This window comes from Clostridium sp. (genome assembly GCF_050717545.1).
Lineage (GTDB): Bacteria > Bacillota > Clostridia > Clostridiales > Clostridiaceae > Clostridium_AD.
In genome coordinates this window covers 53,081-69,008 of sequence record NZ_JBOITN010000024.1, presented here as the reverse complement: position 1 = coordinate 69,008, position 15,928 = coordinate 53,081, and the positions used below count along the sequence as shown (strand labels likewise).

Here is a 15,928-nt window from a genome sequence, read left to right as displayed (position 1 = left end):
ATGAAGAAACAAAAAAAGCACATGAAATGCTTTCATATGCCCATTATTCTTTTAAATTCAATTATATTACTTCTACTTACTGGTATATCTATTTTCTCACCTTGCATTTTTAACATAAATGTATTGTTAAACCATGGAATTATTTCCGTTATTTTATCTGTATTTATAATATATGATCTATGACTTCTAAAAAAAAATTGTTTTGGAAGTTTTTTATAAAATTCCGAAATACTACTATTTACATAATACTTCACTTCATTTATATAAATTAATGTTTCTCTTTCGCTTGCTTCACAATAAGAAATATCAGTTATATTCCTTACCATCATCTTTTTATCCTTCCAAAGGGTTATTTTATTATTCACACATTTTTCATCTGAACATTTCTCAATCTTTTTTAAAATACTAACTATACGTTCTTGCGAATACGGCTTTAATATATAGTCATAAGCCTGAATTTCAAATGCATCTACAGCATAATCCTTGTGAGCAGTAATAAAAATTATAAGGGCATGTTTCGGGAAGTGATTAATAATTTTACCTAATGCCATACCATCTAATTTAGGCATATTAATATCCAAAAAAATTACATCTAGTTTATTTGCTTCAATATACTCTAACGCCTTAATAGAATCATCAAATTCGTCCATTATCTTAATATTACTAAAATTGTTTATGAAATACTTTAATTCCTCTCTTGAAGGATATTCATCATCAACGATAATACAGTTCACATCATCACTCCCTTATTTTTTTAACACTAAAATAAATTCTAGTACCCTTTGTTAGCCTTTCTATTTTTAGTCCTTCACCATAAATATATTTTAATCTCTTATGAACATTTGAAATACCTATTTTATTATCTTCCATTTTACCTTCATATACTTTTTTTATAATTTCTTTTGATATTCCAACTCCATCATCTTCAATTACTATCATGGTATTGTCTCTATCAAGTCCTTTAATTTCAATTGTCACTGTTCCTGTACCTGTGCCTTCTAGAATACCGTGTTTTATGGAATTTTCAACTATTGGTTGAATAATAAGACTTGGAATTTTCACATCTAAATCATCTTGAATATTATAAATTATATGAATTTTTTCACCAAACCTTGCTTTTTCTATCTCTATGTACGCTTTAACCTGCTCTAGTTCAAGGTATATGTCTACTGGTTTCTCTCCTATTTCTAAATTATATCTTAGATAAGTAGATAAATTTATAATTAACTCCCTTGCACGATTTGGATCAAGTCTAATAAATGAAATTATAGTATTTAGTGCATTAAATAGAAAATGAGGACTTATCTGAGCTTGTAATGCCTTTATTTCAGCTTTTTTTGCCATAAGCTTTGCTTCTCCAAGTTTACTTATTTCTAATTGTGTAGAAATAAGTTGAGATAATCCTAAGGCTAAATTTACGTTTCTATATGAAATTGCATCTTGTTTGCAATAATATATTTTTAATGTGCCTATCATTTCATCTCCTTCTCTTAACGGAGCAATAATGGCAGATCTCAGATTACACTTCAAGTTAGGGCACTCTATCTGCTTTGCATTAGTTAATGATAACAAGTTCCCTCTCTTAATAACTTTTTTAGTAGCTTCTGTTATAATCCTATGCCCTTTTATATGATGATCGGATCCTACCCCAACATGAGCTAATATGTATTCCTTGTTTGTTATAGATACCGCGTCTGCATTAATAGATTCTCTTATTATTCCACATATTTTTTCTAAAGAATATTCATCCATGTCTCTGAAATATGGTAATGTTTTATTAGCAATCTCTAAAGCAATTTGTGCTTGCTTTGCAGCAATTTGATCCTTTTCCTTGAATATTTTTTGTATTAATACTATTAAGATTGCAATTCCTATGGCATTAGCGAAACTCATAGGAAAATATATACTTTTTACAATTCTTAAAGCGCTGCTAAAAGGATGCGCCATTGCAAGTATTAAAAGCATTTCTAAAATTTCAATTAAAAGCCCACCTATTAATCCATACACCCACTTATAAGTTTCATTTGATTTTTTATATAACACGCTTGCAACTATTCCTGCGATTATAGTAGTTATTGTACATGGCACCGTTGTAATTCCTCCCGTATCTACAAGAAACCTATGCACTCCAGCTATAATCCCTGAAAGTATTCCTACAAAAGGACCATACAATATGCCCCCTGCCATTACGCCAATAATTCTAGTGTTAGCAATTGCTCCATTAACGTCTGTTCCTGTGTAGGTACCCAAAATTCCAAATGCTCCAAAAATTATTGAGAGCATAATTAAATCCCTTTTTTTTAATTCATCTTTTTGAACAATCTTCTTTAAACTTCCTATCCTAGTAACAAAAAAAGCAATAAGAATTAGATACCCTAAATTATCAGTAAGACTCTTTAGCAATTGAACCATATATTTTAACTCCTTTTAACCTAAAGAAGGTTTTATAAATATTATATACAACATCCCATAATATATAAAGGTATAAAATCTATGTTATAATTAATATAACATTACTTTTATAGTTACAGGAGGGTCCTTTAATGAAAATGATTTTTTTTGATACGGAAACTACTGGCATAAGGCCAGGAAACATATGTCAATTAAGTTACATACTTGTTGATACTCAGTTTAAACCTACAAAAACAACAGGTAAAAATATATTTTTTACGGTGGATTATGTAGAACCATCTGCGCAAGATGTTCATGGTTTCAGTATAGATGATTTGTTTGACCTAAGTGATGGCAAAACTTTTGAGGATTCTTACGAAGATTTTATTGATGATTTTATAACTGCAGACATACTTATAGGGCATAATGTTAATTTTGATATAAAGTTTTTAACTCACGAACTTGAAGCTTGTGGCCGTAGCTTAAACCCCAAACACACATTTTGTACAATGAAATATTATAAAGATATTTGCAAACTTTATACATCACGTGGAGGATACAAAAACCCAAAATTAGCAGAAACCATTAAATTTTTAGAACTTAATGAAACTAATATAAATCTAAAAAGCAATAAATATTTTGGAGATACTGCAAATTTTCATGATGCTAGATTTGATACAACTGCAACTTATCTTTTGGTCACAGAAGGTATCAAAAAAGGTTTTATCCCAAGACATTATTTCTCACAGATTACTAAATAATTCATAATAATCTACTATTACAAGTAATCACTTTTTATTAGATTATGCTATAACTAAAAGTATATATTGCTAAATTGCGTTCACGCCCCTAAGTAATTCTAAAATCTATTTTATTTACAGCTGCTAAAAAATACAAACTCGCTTTGCTCAAACATGTATTTTTCTTTACGCATCTGAAAATAAATAAATTAAGAATTGCTAAGTGTTGTTCAAACGCATTCTGCGCATTATATACTTTTGTTAGCATAATCCAATAAAAAAACTATTATATTGCAACATCTATTACTTTTTTAAATTTCTACTCCAACGTCAAAGATTTTCTGGAGTCTACCCCACACATTAGGATTAACCTTTTTCAGATTTACTACTCTAAATTTTTCGTTGACAAAGGCATGAGTTGTACTGCCTTTAGCTAGAATTTTTCCATCCATTTCCCGAACAACATTATAATTAAATATTACCTTTGCTCCATTTAACTCATTGATATATGTTTGAATTATGATTATATCTTCATATTTTGCACCTTCTATGTATTTACAAGAACTCTCTATCACGGGTATCATAATATTATTCTCTTCCATTTGTTTATATGTCATTCCTATTTTTGTTATATATTCTGTTCTACCTACTTCAAACCAAGCGTAGTGATTTGAATGATGCACAATTCCCATTTGATCTGTCTCAACATACCTTACTTTTAATTTTGTTTCATTAATATACATATTTATTGCTCCAATCTTAGCTAATTTTAATTTAAAAAAAACCTACAAGACCAAAGTCCCATAGGTTATACTTACTTATTTAACTATCTTGAGAAAGATGAGTTATTGTTTTGTTGTTTTCTTGCTCTTCTGCAATCAACACATCTTTGTGGTTCATTTTCGAATCCTTTTTCTTTATAAAAAGCTTGTTCGCCCTCGGTAAATACGAATTCTTTTCCACAGTCTTTACATACTAAATTTTTGTCTTCCATGATAAATATTCCTCCTTTATTTGAAAATTAAGATCTAAATTTGATTAACAATAACTTCCTAAATAAAAGAGTATATGTTGTTTATCAGACTAGATTCTTTCACATAGCAATTATTCATTACTATTATATACTTATATTAACATATTATTAATACATGTACAATATGTTTTTTAGATTTAACGACACTTCAGAGGGAAAGTCATCAAAATGCAAAATTTCCATTTTCAATTATAGAAATTTGTTTTCCATCCGCTGTTATCCCTGTTATTTGTAAATCCTCTGTTCCAACCATGAAATCTTCATGCGTAAATGAATCATTAACTCCTTGCTGTGCTAGTACTTTATCGCTTAAATTTTCACCATTTTTTATGCATACTGGATATGCTTTTCCAATAGCTAAATGACAAGAGGCATTTTCATCAAAAAGTGTGTTATAAAATAATATATTTGAATTTGAAATTGGAGAATCATATGGTACTAATGCTACCTCGCCAAGATAATGTGATCCCTCATCAGTTTCAATGATGGTCTTTAATATATCATAACCAACTTGAGCATCAAAATCCACAATTCTCCCATGTTTAAAAGTAATAGAAAATTTATCAATTAGATTTCCATTGTAGTTTAAAGGTTTTGAGCTAAATACTATACCATTAACCCCATCTTTTTTAGGAAGTGTAAACACCTCTTCAGTTGGCATGTTAGCTATAAATTCTATTCCACCAGGAGTAAAATCTGATCCCCCAAGCCATAAATGGTTTTCTGGAAGTTCAATTTTAAGATCAGTCCCTAATGAATTTTGATATTGTAGATATTTAAAGTTATTTGAATTTAAAAAATCCATACTCTTCTTTAGGTTGCCTTTATGAGTTTCCCATGCAGCAACAGGATCCTGCGTATCCACTCTTACTGTTTTGAATATAGAATCCCATAATTTTTCAGTCGCCTGCGTATCTGATAATTCTGGAAACACTTTTTTTGCCCAAGCTACAGTAGGAATTGATGCAACGCACCAAACATTTTTATTGCTCATAAGTCTATCTCTGTATTCCTTTATTGCAGTACTAGCAGCCTTATTTGCTTTCGACATTCTTTCAGGATTAACATCCTTCATAAGCTCGGGGTCAGAGGCTGAGATACTTAAGAAAGCAGCACCCCTTCGTGCACTAGAGACATAAAAATCTCTCTGCCAATCTGGATATTCTGAGAAAACCTCTTCTGGGGCATTCATAAATTTAATCTTTGAGGACAATTCATCTCTCCAATTTATAACTACATCCCTAGCCCCCTTTGCATATGCAATTCTAGAAACGATTCTAGTAAATGAAGCACACTCTATAGGTGAATTAATTATTAGCATTTGATCTTGCTGAATATTAATCCCTGTCTTTATAAGTAAAAGAGCATATTTTTCTAATAATTCATTATTCATAATTTATCTCTAGTGAATAAGTATTAAGCAATCACCTTTATTCACCAAAAACTCACTTCCTTTCAATTATAGTTTAGCTACCTACACTTATTTATTCTATTTGATTTATATACAAGTTAGATAGTTAATTTGTTTTATTTACAATTTATTATCTGTTATACCTATGAAAATTATACCATAAAATCCATCAATAAAAATATTATCTATACTATTTTTGATTTACTTTTTAATTAAAGGAGGTTTTATAGTGAAATCAAAAATTGTATTATTAACATCAGCACTATTAACTGTATTATTTGTAGGTTGCTCTAAGCAAGCAGTAACTCCAAAACAAACAACTCCAGCTGAAACAACCCCAAATGTAGTAGCCACAGCTTCCATAGTAGATACGCAAGCTGCTTTCGAAAAAGCTATTAGTAGCGAGGGAACATGGATTATTGCGCTAACAAAAGATCTATCTATTGATAAAGATCTTTTAGTAGAGGGCGAATATAAAAACGGTAAAAAAGATGATGCTGGTAAAGATGTTATTCAACGTAAGGTAGCCTTATACTCTCAAGACGAAGATAGAAAAGTAAGTGCAAGATTTGTTTTGACTGCCCCAAAAATAACTTTTAATAGTCCTAAAGGTAGTATTGAACATGGCACTTTCAAAGGTGACCTTTATATTTCAGCAACCGACTTTCAGTTAAAAGATGCTACTGTTGATGGAAATGTATATTTTACTACAGATGAAGCGAAATCTACATTTAAGATGGATGGTACAAGTAAGGTTACAGGGAAACAAGAATTAAAAAAATAATTATAATAAACTAAAAAAATTAAACCCTGAAAAATAAGTTTTTTAGGATTTAATTTTTTATTTATTAGTATTTTTAATATTTATTCAATTCTCAGGTTTAGACTTAGATTTAATACTATACAATCTTAAAAATGTTATAATAGCTCCAATTATACAAATAATAGCTGCAGTTATATATACAATTCTCATACCATAAATAAATGCATCATTTCGCCCTACTATATAATTAGTTACACGGTATCCAATTTTGTGACTCATCCTATTATATAAGAGTGTAGTCGATAATGCTATTCCACATACCATTCCTAGGTTTCTTACAAGTCCATTAATACTACCTGCAATACCTAGCTTATCTCTTGGCACTGTTGACATTATTAATGAATTATTAGGTGATTGAAATAAGCCATTTCCAAGTGACATAACCACTATAAAAAACACCATACTTATTAGCGAAGTTTGTTCATTCAAAGTAGACATCAATATTAACCCCAAACTTGTAACCACAAGACCTATAAAAGTTAGAATCTCAGATCCTATTTTATCTGATAAATGTCCACTAACTGGTGCTACTACAGCTAAAACCAAAGGAGCTATCATAAGTATTAATCCAGTAAAGGCAGGTGAATATTCAAGAACATCTTGCAGAAAAAAAGGTTGAATAATAATTGAACAAAATAATGATACAAATGATATAAATCCGCAAAATATACTTAATGAAAATAATTTATTCTGAAAAATTTCCAACTGCAATAAAGGATTTTTAAGTCTCTTTTCCACAATAATAAATGCAGTAAAAGAAATTATTGCTATTAAAAATCCAAGTAAAACTGTAGGCTGAGTAAATCCGATTTCTTGTCCCTTTCCTAGCGCAACAAATAAAGGAACTATAAAAAATATAAATAATATCGCTCCAGCTCCATCCAATTTAACCTTCTCTGTTTTATGTGCTTTAGGAAGTATTTTAACTCCATAAAATAAAGTTATTATACCTATTGGTACATTTATTAAAAATATGTATTCCCAACTACTAGCATCTACTATGAATCCTCCTATTGCCGGTCCTACCATGGCACCAAGGGCCACAAATGTTCCTGTAATTCCTAGTGCTTTCCCTCTCTCGCTTGACGGAAACACTCCAGTTATAATCCCTTGACTATTTGCCATGGTAGCTGCGGCACCTATTGCCTGTATCACTCTAGCAATCACTAAAATTGAAAGAGAACTTGTTACTCCACAAAATAATGAACCTATCGTAAATATTGCTATTCCAAATTTAAATACCTTTGTTTTGCCAAGCATATCTCCTAGCCTTCCAAAAACTAATATTAATGCTGAGATTATAATTAAATAACTTGTTACTACCGATTGAATTCCTGCTGATGTTACATTTAAAGATTTAGCCATCACTGGTAATGCTACATTTACAATACTACTATCTAATGTACACATAAAAGTTACCATAACAACTATAAATAAGATTAACCATCTATTTTTATAATTACTATTATCTACTGAATCCATTTTCATTCTCCTCTTATTCTTGTATTTTCATGTTTTTTATATTAACTAGAACCTTACTCAATGAATCCTATAGTAATAAGCTTCTCCCGTTCACTTAAATGAACCAATCCATTAGTTTCTTAATTTTTTTAACCAGTTTACAAGTAAACTTTATTTTATCGAAATTATGTTGACTTGTCAACTATTAACCATCTATAATGTAATACTAAAACCCCCTCTTACTTAATAAAACAGTTTTCAAAAATTACAATTAAATTAATTATTAGTTATATATATAAATTTTTAAGAATAGGTATTGTAATGTACCCTTAAATGGCGCAGTATTATATTATATAAAATGTACAAGCAACAAATATTTTTAGGAGGTATCTGTGTATGTTTGGTTTTTTGTTTATTTTTTTCGCTAAGATCATTGAGGTTTCTTTAACTACAATTAGAATAGTGCTTATTACTCGCGGTGAAAAATTATATGGTTCTATTATCGGTTTTTTTGAGGTACTTATATGGTTATACGTAATTGGTACAATGCTTGACGGCATTAATGAAGCACCATTAAAAATGGTTACTTATGCATCAGGATTTGCTTGTGGAAATTACATAGGTTGTATTTTAGAAGAAAAATTAGCACTAGGGCTAATTACTATAAATGCAATAGTATCTCTTAAAGATGGCAAGACACTGGCTCAGATGTTAAGAGCCCAAAATGTAGGAGTTACTATCATTGATGGCGAAGGTATAAAAGAAGAAAAAAAAATGCTTATATTACATGTTAAAAGAAAAAGAAGATCTGAAATATTAAGATTAATACAAAATTCGGGAATAAATGCCGTTATTTCGCTAGTAGATGCCAAAACTATATATGGTGGGTATGGTATACGAAAATAAAAACTATATCAATTCTAATAATCTATCCGATATTAACTAGATTAAAAATGTGTATATTAAAAGGAAGTGTATAAAATGTGTGAAAAACAAAAGATGCTAAATGGTGAAATATATAATGCATATGATAAAGATTTAATACTTTTAAGAAATGAAGCTAGGCATCTTACAAAAATGTATAATAATACGGACCCTGAGGAAGCAACCCAGCGAATAGATTTAATTAATCGGCTATTTGGAAAAATAGGTGGTGGATTTGAGATAGAGCCCCCATTTAATTGTGACTACGGATTTAATATTGAAATAGGTGATAATTTTTATGCCAATTTTAATTTTTTAATTTTAGATGATGGACTAGTAAAAATTGGTGATAATGTATTATGCGCTCCTAATGTGAGTATATTTACTGCAACTCATCTAATTGACCCTAATTTAAGACCGAAAAATGCTGATTATACCAAAGCTGTAACAATAGGTAACAATGTTTGGATTGGTGGTGGATGTATAATAAATCCTGGAGTAACTATTGGTGATAATAGTGTAATAGGTTCTGGCAGCGTAGTTTGCAAAGATATTTCAGCTAACGTTGTTGCTGTAGGAAACCCTTGTAGAGTAATAAGAAATGTTTAAAAAGAGGCAAATCACTGAAATGTATTTCAGTGATTTGCCTCTTTTATTGTAATTTATTCCTTTGGATGATTATATATCATACGGTCATATACATGGTTAAATCCCATCTTACGATAAAGATTTTTAGCACGTTTATTATCAAGATCTACATGAAGGGACAAGTTACCATCGGTAAGTTCAATTGCACGCCCCATAAGTTCGGATGCAACGCCACGACCTTTATTCCCTGATTTAACACCAATATACGCTAAATGATAAGTTGGAATAAAGCTTTTAAACCCCATACATACAACAATGCATATGCCCTGTTCTTCACCATTTCGTTTTGCTATTAATAAAAAGCCTTCTTTCATAGCTTTTTCTATAGCATCTACTGTCTCTCCTACCGAATCATTATAGGTTGCTAGCCAAGTTCGTGTCATTTCGATTAAATCATCTTTGCTTTTATCATTGAAACTCTTAATTTCACACACTTCAATTTCACTTCTAGCATCATTTAGTATAATCAAATGTTTTCCATTAGTTAGATGACCTTGCTTTGATTTTTTTATAAAGGCTGCCATTGCATACGATTCTTTTCTTGAAACCATAACGCCTTCAAGTTCTCGTAACATTGTAGCTGCTTGCTTAAGTTCATCTTCCTCAATACCTATCATTTCTACTCGCGTTTCCATAATAATTTTCATAATTGCACTGGCAATATCCGAATGTTTTTCAGATAATTGCAAATCTGATTTAGAAGTGTTATTCTCATTACTTTGAGTGTTGCTGCTTTCCATTTGACCTATGTGCATTTTCTTAGCATATAGATCCAGCACTTCCTGCCATGATGGGCTTGAACCACATAGTAACTCCGGTATTTTAGATAATTCTTCCTCTACCCAACTTTTAATTAATCCACTATATACACTTGAAAGTGTATATCCATATCCTAATTGAAGCGTAATAGTATCAACCTTAAAATCCATTCGTTCTAAACACTCTTTCATCATATCCTCTAAGACAAGATGACTAATAATATTGTTTAGATTCCATTCGCACATCAAATACATGCTGTTTTCCTCTGCTATATCTCTTAACTGTAAACGGGTAACTGTTCCTTTTTTATCTCGAAGATCAAATAATATGGATTTGTCCAGTCTTGATATTTTCCACTTCTCTTGCTTAAATAAAGGAACTTTAACCTCCATCTCTTCAATCTTTGCAAATAACATTACTGATTGTATGTATGCATAAGAGCCATCAACTAAAATCTCCTTAAACCCAGTAGCAACTGCGTCTCTTACTAAAACTTCTGCAATACGGTCGTATTTATGTCCTGATGGGTTTGCTCCTTCAAGTTTCAAATATATCTCTGTGATACCCAATTCTTTCTCAATTTTTTTTGCTCTCATTAATGGTGTTCTTCCACTTTTGCGCATAATATCTCCTTCAATACTTAATTATAATTAAATAGTAGTCCTATAATTATATACATCATAACATTTCAGGTCCAAATCCGCAAATACAGGTCGTGCCACTCCTACTTTTTTAAAATCTATTCACTATTTACAATCACTATTACCCTAATTGTACTATATTTAGACGACAAAAGAACTGCTAAAATATCTTCAGCAGTTCTTTTTGTAGATAGAACTATGTGTTTCCACCATATCCAAAGTATTCTACGCTTATAAAACTACCATCCGAAATTAGTTCTTCCACCGAGTAAATTACCAATAAGCAGTATTCTAGCAACATCTCCAAGTCCACCGCCAAAGCGACCTCTTTGCCTCATATCATCATCATTGCAATCATCTTCAATTTCATCTTCACTACTACGATGATGTTCTTTATATTTATCACATATTTCTTTACAAATCGAATCCATCTCATCCTTGCTAGGGCAATACATTTTACCGTATTTTGCTACGATTATATCGTAATGATGTTTAACCATTGGGTACATTCTGATATAAACCTTAGGATACATGCTTTTTAAATCTTCATCATCCTCCTCACACATTGGCATATAATTTTCATATATTGGCATATTCATCATAGGCATATTCATAGGCATATTTGACATTGGCATATTCATCATGGGCATACACTGTCCAAGATTTTCACAATTTTTACAACGATAATCGTACATAAGTACCTCCAAAAATAATATTTACACTTTATATTACTCTACTTTTCTTATGTTGTGACAATGATACGTCTCACATTCTGACAACACAAAAAGCTGCTAAAATATTTTTCAGCAGTTTTCACTCGAGACAATTGTATTAAATTGAAATTTTATTATATTATGAGTATATATCTGAAAACTCTATATTCATTTTATGTACATAGCTTTCGATAACATTGTCTTCATTTTTTCCCTCTACTTCATCTATTAATAATATTGGAAGTTTAATTGAAAAATTACTTCCAATGCCATAAGTACTTTCTATAGTTATTTCACCCCCATGCATTTCAACAAAGGATTTTACTAAAGACAATCCTATACCACTGCCTTCGTTATTTCTATGTGAAGTATCCTCAACTTGTAAAAATCTTTTAAAGACCTTTTGCTTATCCGCATCTTCTATTCCAATACCTGTATCTTTAACAGAAATAATTATATACTCTCCCTTATCAAATATATTTACAGTAATCTTACCACCAGCATTAGTAAACTTTGTTGCATTAGATAAAAGATTAAATATTATTGTTTCTATTTTATCTAAGTCACAAGCAGTAAATTTTTCTTCTACATCAGTATCAAATATAAGTTCAATTTGTCTACTTTCAACAAGAGTTGCCACCGATAAAGTTATATCAAACTGTAATTGATAATGGGCTAGGAATGTCTTTAGAGAAGATAGCGACTCTTTTTGATATAACTAAAAACAATGTTGTTCGAGGTACTAAAGATGAAAAAGGGACAGGTTTCGGTCTAGTTCTTTGTAAAAATCTTACCCAGCAAAATGGTGGCTCAATTCATATAGAGAGTGAAGTTGGTAAAGGGTCCGCATTTACGTTTACAATTCCTTTGTCACTTGCAGTATAATAATATAATGAGAAAGTGATGATTACACGTGGCGCAATGTCCATTTCATTTATTTTTATTTCATTTACATTATTTAAAAGTGTCACAACCATATAATTTCATCAAATATTCACAAATGCTTGACAATTGCAATTTTCAGTAATATACTTGTCACTAATAACTAAATACAACTTATCCAGAGCGGCAGAGGGACTGGCCCGATGATGCCCGACAACCAGCATTTTTAAAAGAATGCAATGGTGTCAATTCCATCAGATTATAAAATCTGAAAGATAAGGATGTTAGCAAATTTTATTATACAATTTTATTGTTTATTAAAGTTAATCATGCTGCTCTCCTTATAGGATAGCAGCTTTTGTTTTAGAAAAAAATAATTATAATAAAAGGAGAATTTATTATGAGTGATCGTAAATTAAGTTTTGAGACATTACAGGTACATGCAGGGCAGGTCGCTGACCCTACTACAGGTTCAAGAGCGGTTCCTATTTATCAAACATCATCTTTTGTATTCAAAAATGCAGATCATGCTGCAAATTTATTTCAGTTAAAAGAACCTGGAAATGTCTATACAAGAATAATGAACCCAACTACAGATGTTTTTGAGAAAAGAGTAGCTGCCCTTGAAGGTGGTGTTGCAGGACTAGCTACAGCGTCAGGCGTAGCTGCAATATTCTATTCAATACTTAATGTAGCAAGCTCAGGCGATGAGATCGTAGCTGCAAGTACTTTATATGGTGGTACTTATGAATTATTTAATGTAACACTTAGAAAACTTGGAATTAACGTAACATTTGTTGACCCAGATGATCCTGAAAACTTTAGAAAAGCTATTACAAATAAAACAAAAGCACTTTATGGTGAAACAATAGGAAATCCAAAAATAAATGTTTTAGATATAGAGGCAGTAGCAAATATTGCACATGAAAATAAAATCCCACTTATTATAGATAGTACCTTTGCAACTCCTTTCCTTTGCCGTCCAATTGAGTTTGGCGCTGATGTTGTTGTTCACTCTGCAACAAAGTTTATAGGAGGACACGGAACTACCATTGGTGGAATTATAGTTGATGGAGGAACGTTTGACTGGGCAGGCAGCGGTAAATTTCCTGATTTTACAACTCCAGATAAGAGTTATAACGGCCTTGTATACGCTGATTTAGGTGCTCCAGCATTTGCTTTAAAGGCTAGAGTTCAACTATTAAGGAATACAGGTGCAACGCTTAGTCCTCAAAGTGCATTCTTATTCCTTCAGGGACTTGAATCATTATCACTAAGAGTTGAGAGACATGTCTCAAACGCTAGAAAAGTAGTTGAATTTTTGAGTAAACATCCAAGTGTTTCGTGGATAAATTATCCTGAACTTAAAGACAGTAAATATAAAAATTTATCTAAAAAATATCTTCCAAATGGAGCAGGATCAATATTCACATTTGGAATAAAGGGTGGGCTTGAAGCTGGTAAAAAATTTATTAACAGTGTAGAATTATTCTCACTACTTGCAAATGTTGCAGATGCAAAATCACTTGTAATTCATCCATCAAGCACAACCCACTCAGAACTTAACGCCGAGGAGCAAAAAGCTGCTGGAGTAACTCCAGATCTTATAAGACTTTCAATCGGAGTTGAAGGCATTGATGATATTATATATGATTTAAATCAGGCTCTAGAAAAATCAGTTAAATAGTTTCTAAACTAACTTAGGCACCTGATATATTAAAATTAGAAGGTGCCTAATAAAAAGGAGGATCTAAATGCCAATAAAAATACCTGATAATCTCCCAGCGTCTAAAACTTTAAGTAAAGAAAATATTTTTACAATTACTGAAGGCAGAGCATTCCACCAGGACATAAGGCCTTTAAAAATAATAATTTTAAACCTTATGCCCACAAAAATTGAAACTGAAACGCAAATTTTGAGGCTTCTTGGTAACTCTCCGCTTCAAATTGATATAGTACTTCTTCACCCCAAAAGCCATGCAAGTAAAAATATATCTGAGGAGCATCTAATCAGGTTCTATAATACTTTTGATGAAATAAAAGATTCTAAATTTGACGGAATGATAATAACCGGGGCCCCAATTGAATCTTTTCCGTTTGAAGAAGTAGATTATTGGGAAGAACTTAAACAAATCATGCAATGGAGTATATGTAATGTATTCTCCACCTTACATATTTGTTGGGGTGCTCAGGCAGGACTTCATTATCATTACGGACTTCAAAAACATAAACTAGACAAGAAAATGTTTGGAGTTTTCAAACATAAAATAATGCGACAAAACATTAAACTTTTAAGTGGATTTGACGATGAATTTTATGTTCCCCATTCAAGACATACTGAAATAAGAAAAGCTGATATTGACAAAATAGATGAACTTGAAATATTATCAGAATCTGATGAATCTGGAATCTACATTGTATCAGCAAAACATGGTCGCCAAATTTTTATAACTGGACACTCTGAATATGATCCATTAACATTAAAATATGAATATGATAGAGATATCGCAAATGGATTAAATATAAACGTTCCAGATAATTATTATCCAAATAATGATCCATCAAAAACACCTGTTGTAAAATGGAGAGGCCATTCAAACCTTCTTTTTGTTAACTGGTTAAATTATTATGTTTATCAGGAGACACCTTACAATTTAATAGCATTTGATTACTGTATATAAAAGCTGCTGATATTAATATATCAGCAGCTTTTATATTTATTAATATTATATTCAATCATATATCATTATTATTTTACTTTACAAGCTGACTTAAAATATATGCTGCGAATGTTTTCCCTGTCTTTGAATCATAATATACAGACAATATTATTCCGTTATATTCAAAATTACTGTATGCAGAAGTGGTATTTTCCTTTACTGGTTTTCCAAATACTTTTCTGAATTTACTTATTTTATCTCCAATTTTTACGCCCTTAAAATCAACATCTTTTTTATCAGTATAAACCTGCTCTACTGGACCCTTTCCATAACCTTCAAACCATACTCTAATCCCATAATTAAAAAATTCAAATCCTCCTTCATCTATAGTAGTTGGTTTTTCTCCAATAGTTTTTATTAGTTCTTTTTTACTTATGCCTAATAATTTAATATACTCTTCAAAATTTTTGTTTTCCATTTTATAAATCTTAGCATTTCTCTCGCTAAGTTTAACACCTTGAATTGTCTCCTCTTTAAAAACATACTTTTCGTTAGTCATACCTTTTGATGTATATGTTATTGTTGATAATACCAGTAATGTTAAAACAACTATAACAAATCTTTTTTTCATAAATAACACCCCTTTAATAATGCTACATTATGTTAACAATATTTTTGTTTCATTGTAATTCTATTAAATCTTTATTTTAATAAATAATATTATTTTATCTTCATATATAGTTATGCCTTAAAAATTAAAAACCTATGTAATAGACTTTTTGAAAATGTCTATCACATAGGTTTTTAAAGTAGAAATATTATTTTTCAGTATTATTTATATA

General features: G+C 30.6%; 17 protein-coding genes and 1 riboswitch. Of the genes, 7 read left to right on the top strand and 10 right to left on the bottom strand.

Annotated features, from left to right (window positions below):
* Positions 1-32: 32 nt before the first annotated feature.
* A complete protein-coding gene (locus ACREVX_RS05690; RefSeq protein ID WP_431543200.1) occupies positions 33-734 on the bottom strand; it encodes a LytR/AlgR family response regulator transcription factor in 702 nt (233 codons plus the stop codon).
* Between the two features lie 4 nt (positions 735-738).
* Positions 739-2,412, bottom strand: coding sequence for a LytS/YhcK type 5TM receptor domain-containing protein (locus tag ACREVX_RS05685; RefSeq protein ID WP_431543199.1), 1,674 nt, complete (start codon positions 2,410-2,412; stop codon positions 739-741).
* A gap of 131 nt (positions 2,413-2,543) precedes the next feature.
* Between ACREVX_RS05685 and ACREVX_RS05680 the strand changes: the two genes are divergently transcribed.
* A complete protein-coding gene (locus ACREVX_RS05680) occupies positions 2,544-3,152 on the top strand; it encodes a 3'-5' exonuclease (protein ID WP_431543198.1) in 609 nt (202 codons plus the stop codon).
* A gap of 290 nt (positions 3,153-3,442) precedes the next feature.
* On the opposite strand, the gene ACREVX_RS05675 is transcribed toward ACREVX_RS05680, so the two are convergent.
* The 3 genes from ACREVX_RS05675 to ACREVX_RS05665 all read right to left on the bottom strand — a co-directional run bounded on the left by ACREVX_RS05675 (position 3,443) and on the right by ACREVX_RS05665 (position 5,557).
* Positions 3,443-3,874, bottom strand: coding sequence for an acyl-CoA thioesterase (locus ACREVX_RS05675; RefSeq protein WP_431543197.1), 432 nt, complete (start codon positions 3,872-3,874; stop codon positions 3,443-3,445).
* An 83-nt stretch (positions 3,875-3,957) separates the two neighbouring features.
* Complete coding sequence (locus ACREVX_RS05670; protein WP_216308854.1) at positions 3,958-4,125, bottom strand: zinc-ribbon domain-containing protein; 168 nt, start codon at positions 4,123-4,125, stop codon at positions 3,958-3,960.
* 202 nt (positions 4,126-4,327) lie between these two features.
* Complete coding sequence (locus ACREVX_RS05665) at positions 4,328-5,557, bottom strand: aminopeptidase (RefSeq protein ID WP_431543196.1); 1,230 nt, start codon at positions 5,555-5,557, stop codon at positions 4,328-4,330.
* A 247-nt stretch (positions 5,558-5,804) separates the two neighbouring features.
* Here ACREVX_RS05665 and ACREVX_RS05660 point away from each other — a divergent pair, with 247 nt between their 5' ends.
* A complete protein-coding gene (locus ACREVX_RS05660; protein ID WP_431543195.1) occupies positions 5,805-6,359 on the top strand; it encodes a hypothetical protein in 555 nt (184 codons plus the stop codon).
* Positions 6,360-6,443: 84 nt separating this feature from the next.
* On the opposite strand, the gene ACREVX_RS05655 is transcribed toward ACREVX_RS05660, so the two are convergent.
* Positions 6,444-7,880, bottom strand: a complete 1,437-nt coding sequence (locus tag ACREVX_RS05655; RefSeq protein WP_431543194.1) for an MFS transporter — start codon at positions 7,878-7,880, stop codon at positions 6,444-6,446.
* 375 nt (positions 7,881-8,255) lie between these two features.
* Here ACREVX_RS05655 and ACREVX_RS05650 point away from each other — a divergent pair, with 375 nt between their 5' ends.
* Positions 8,256-8,765: a DUF2179 domain-containing protein gene (locus ACREVX_RS05650; RefSeq protein ID WP_431543193.1), complete on the top strand. Its 510-nt coding sequence runs from the start codon at positions 8,256-8,258 to the stop codon at positions 8,763-8,765.
* A gap of 75 nt (positions 8,766-8,840) precedes the next feature.
* On the top strand, positions 8,841-9,392 hold the full coding sequence (locus tag ACREVX_RS05645; RefSeq protein WP_431543192.1) for a sugar O-acetyltransferase: 552 nt from the start codon (positions 8,841-8,843) through the stop codon (positions 9,390-9,392).
* A 53-nt stretch (positions 9,393-9,445) separates the two neighbouring features.
* On the opposite strand, the gene ACREVX_RS05640 is transcribed toward ACREVX_RS05645, so the two are convergent.
* The 3 genes from ACREVX_RS05640 to ACREVX_RS05630 form a co-directional block, all read right to left on the bottom strand.
* Positions 9,446-10,813 (bottom strand): pyridoxal-phosphate dependent enzyme, encoded by a 1,368-nt coding sequence (locus ACREVX_RS05640; RefSeq protein ID WP_431543191.1) that lies wholly within the window; start codon positions 10,811-10,813, stop codon positions 9,446-9,448.
* A 257-nt stretch (positions 10,814-11,070) separates the two neighbouring features.
* Positions 11,071-11,526, bottom strand: a complete 456-nt coding sequence (locus tag ACREVX_RS05635; protein ID WP_431543190.1) for a hypothetical protein — start codon at positions 11,524-11,526, stop codon at positions 11,071-11,073.
* Between the two features lie 157 nt (positions 11,527-11,683).
* Complete coding sequence (locus tag ACREVX_RS05630) at positions 11,684-12,184, bottom strand: sensor histidine kinase (RefSeq protein WP_431543189.1); 501 nt, start codon at positions 12,182-12,184, stop codon at positions 11,684-11,686.
* Here ACREVX_RS05630 and ACREVX_RS05625 point away from each other — a divergent pair.
* From ACREVX_RS05625 to metA, 3 genes are all read left to right on the top strand, one after another.
* Positions 12,178-12,429: a sensor histidine kinase gene (locus ACREVX_RS05625; RefSeq protein ID WP_431543188.1), complete on the top strand. Its 252-nt coding sequence runs from the start codon at positions 12,178-12,180 to the stop codon at positions 12,427-12,429. The genes ACREVX_RS05630 and ACREVX_RS05625 overlap by 7 nt on opposite strands.
* Before the next feature lie 168 nt (positions 12,430-12,597).
* Positions 12,598-12,708, top strand: a riboswitch (SAM riboswitch).
* Between the two features lie 115 nt (positions 12,709-12,823).
* On the top strand, positions 12,824-14,113 hold the full coding sequence (locus ACREVX_RS05620; RefSeq protein WP_500861854.1) for an O-acetylhomoserine aminocarboxypropyltransferase/cysteine synthase family protein: 1,290 nt from the start codon (positions 12,824-12,826) through the stop codon (positions 14,111-14,113).
* Between the two features lie 67 nt (positions 14,114-14,180).
* Positions 14,181-15,107: a homoserine O-acetyltransferase MetA gene (gene metA / locus ACREVX_RS05615; protein ID WP_431543186.1), complete on the top strand. Its 927-nt coding sequence runs from the start codon at positions 14,181-14,183 to the stop codon at positions 15,105-15,107.
* A 73-nt stretch (positions 15,108-15,180) separates the two neighbouring features.
* Here metA and ACREVX_RS05610 read toward each other — a convergent pair whose 3' ends face one another.
* On the bottom strand, positions 15,181-15,717 hold the full coding sequence (locus tag ACREVX_RS05610) for a hypothetical protein (protein ID WP_431543185.1): 537 nt from the start codon (positions 15,715-15,717) through the stop codon (positions 15,181-15,183).
* Between the last annotated feature and the right edge of the window lie 211 nt (positions 15,718-15,928).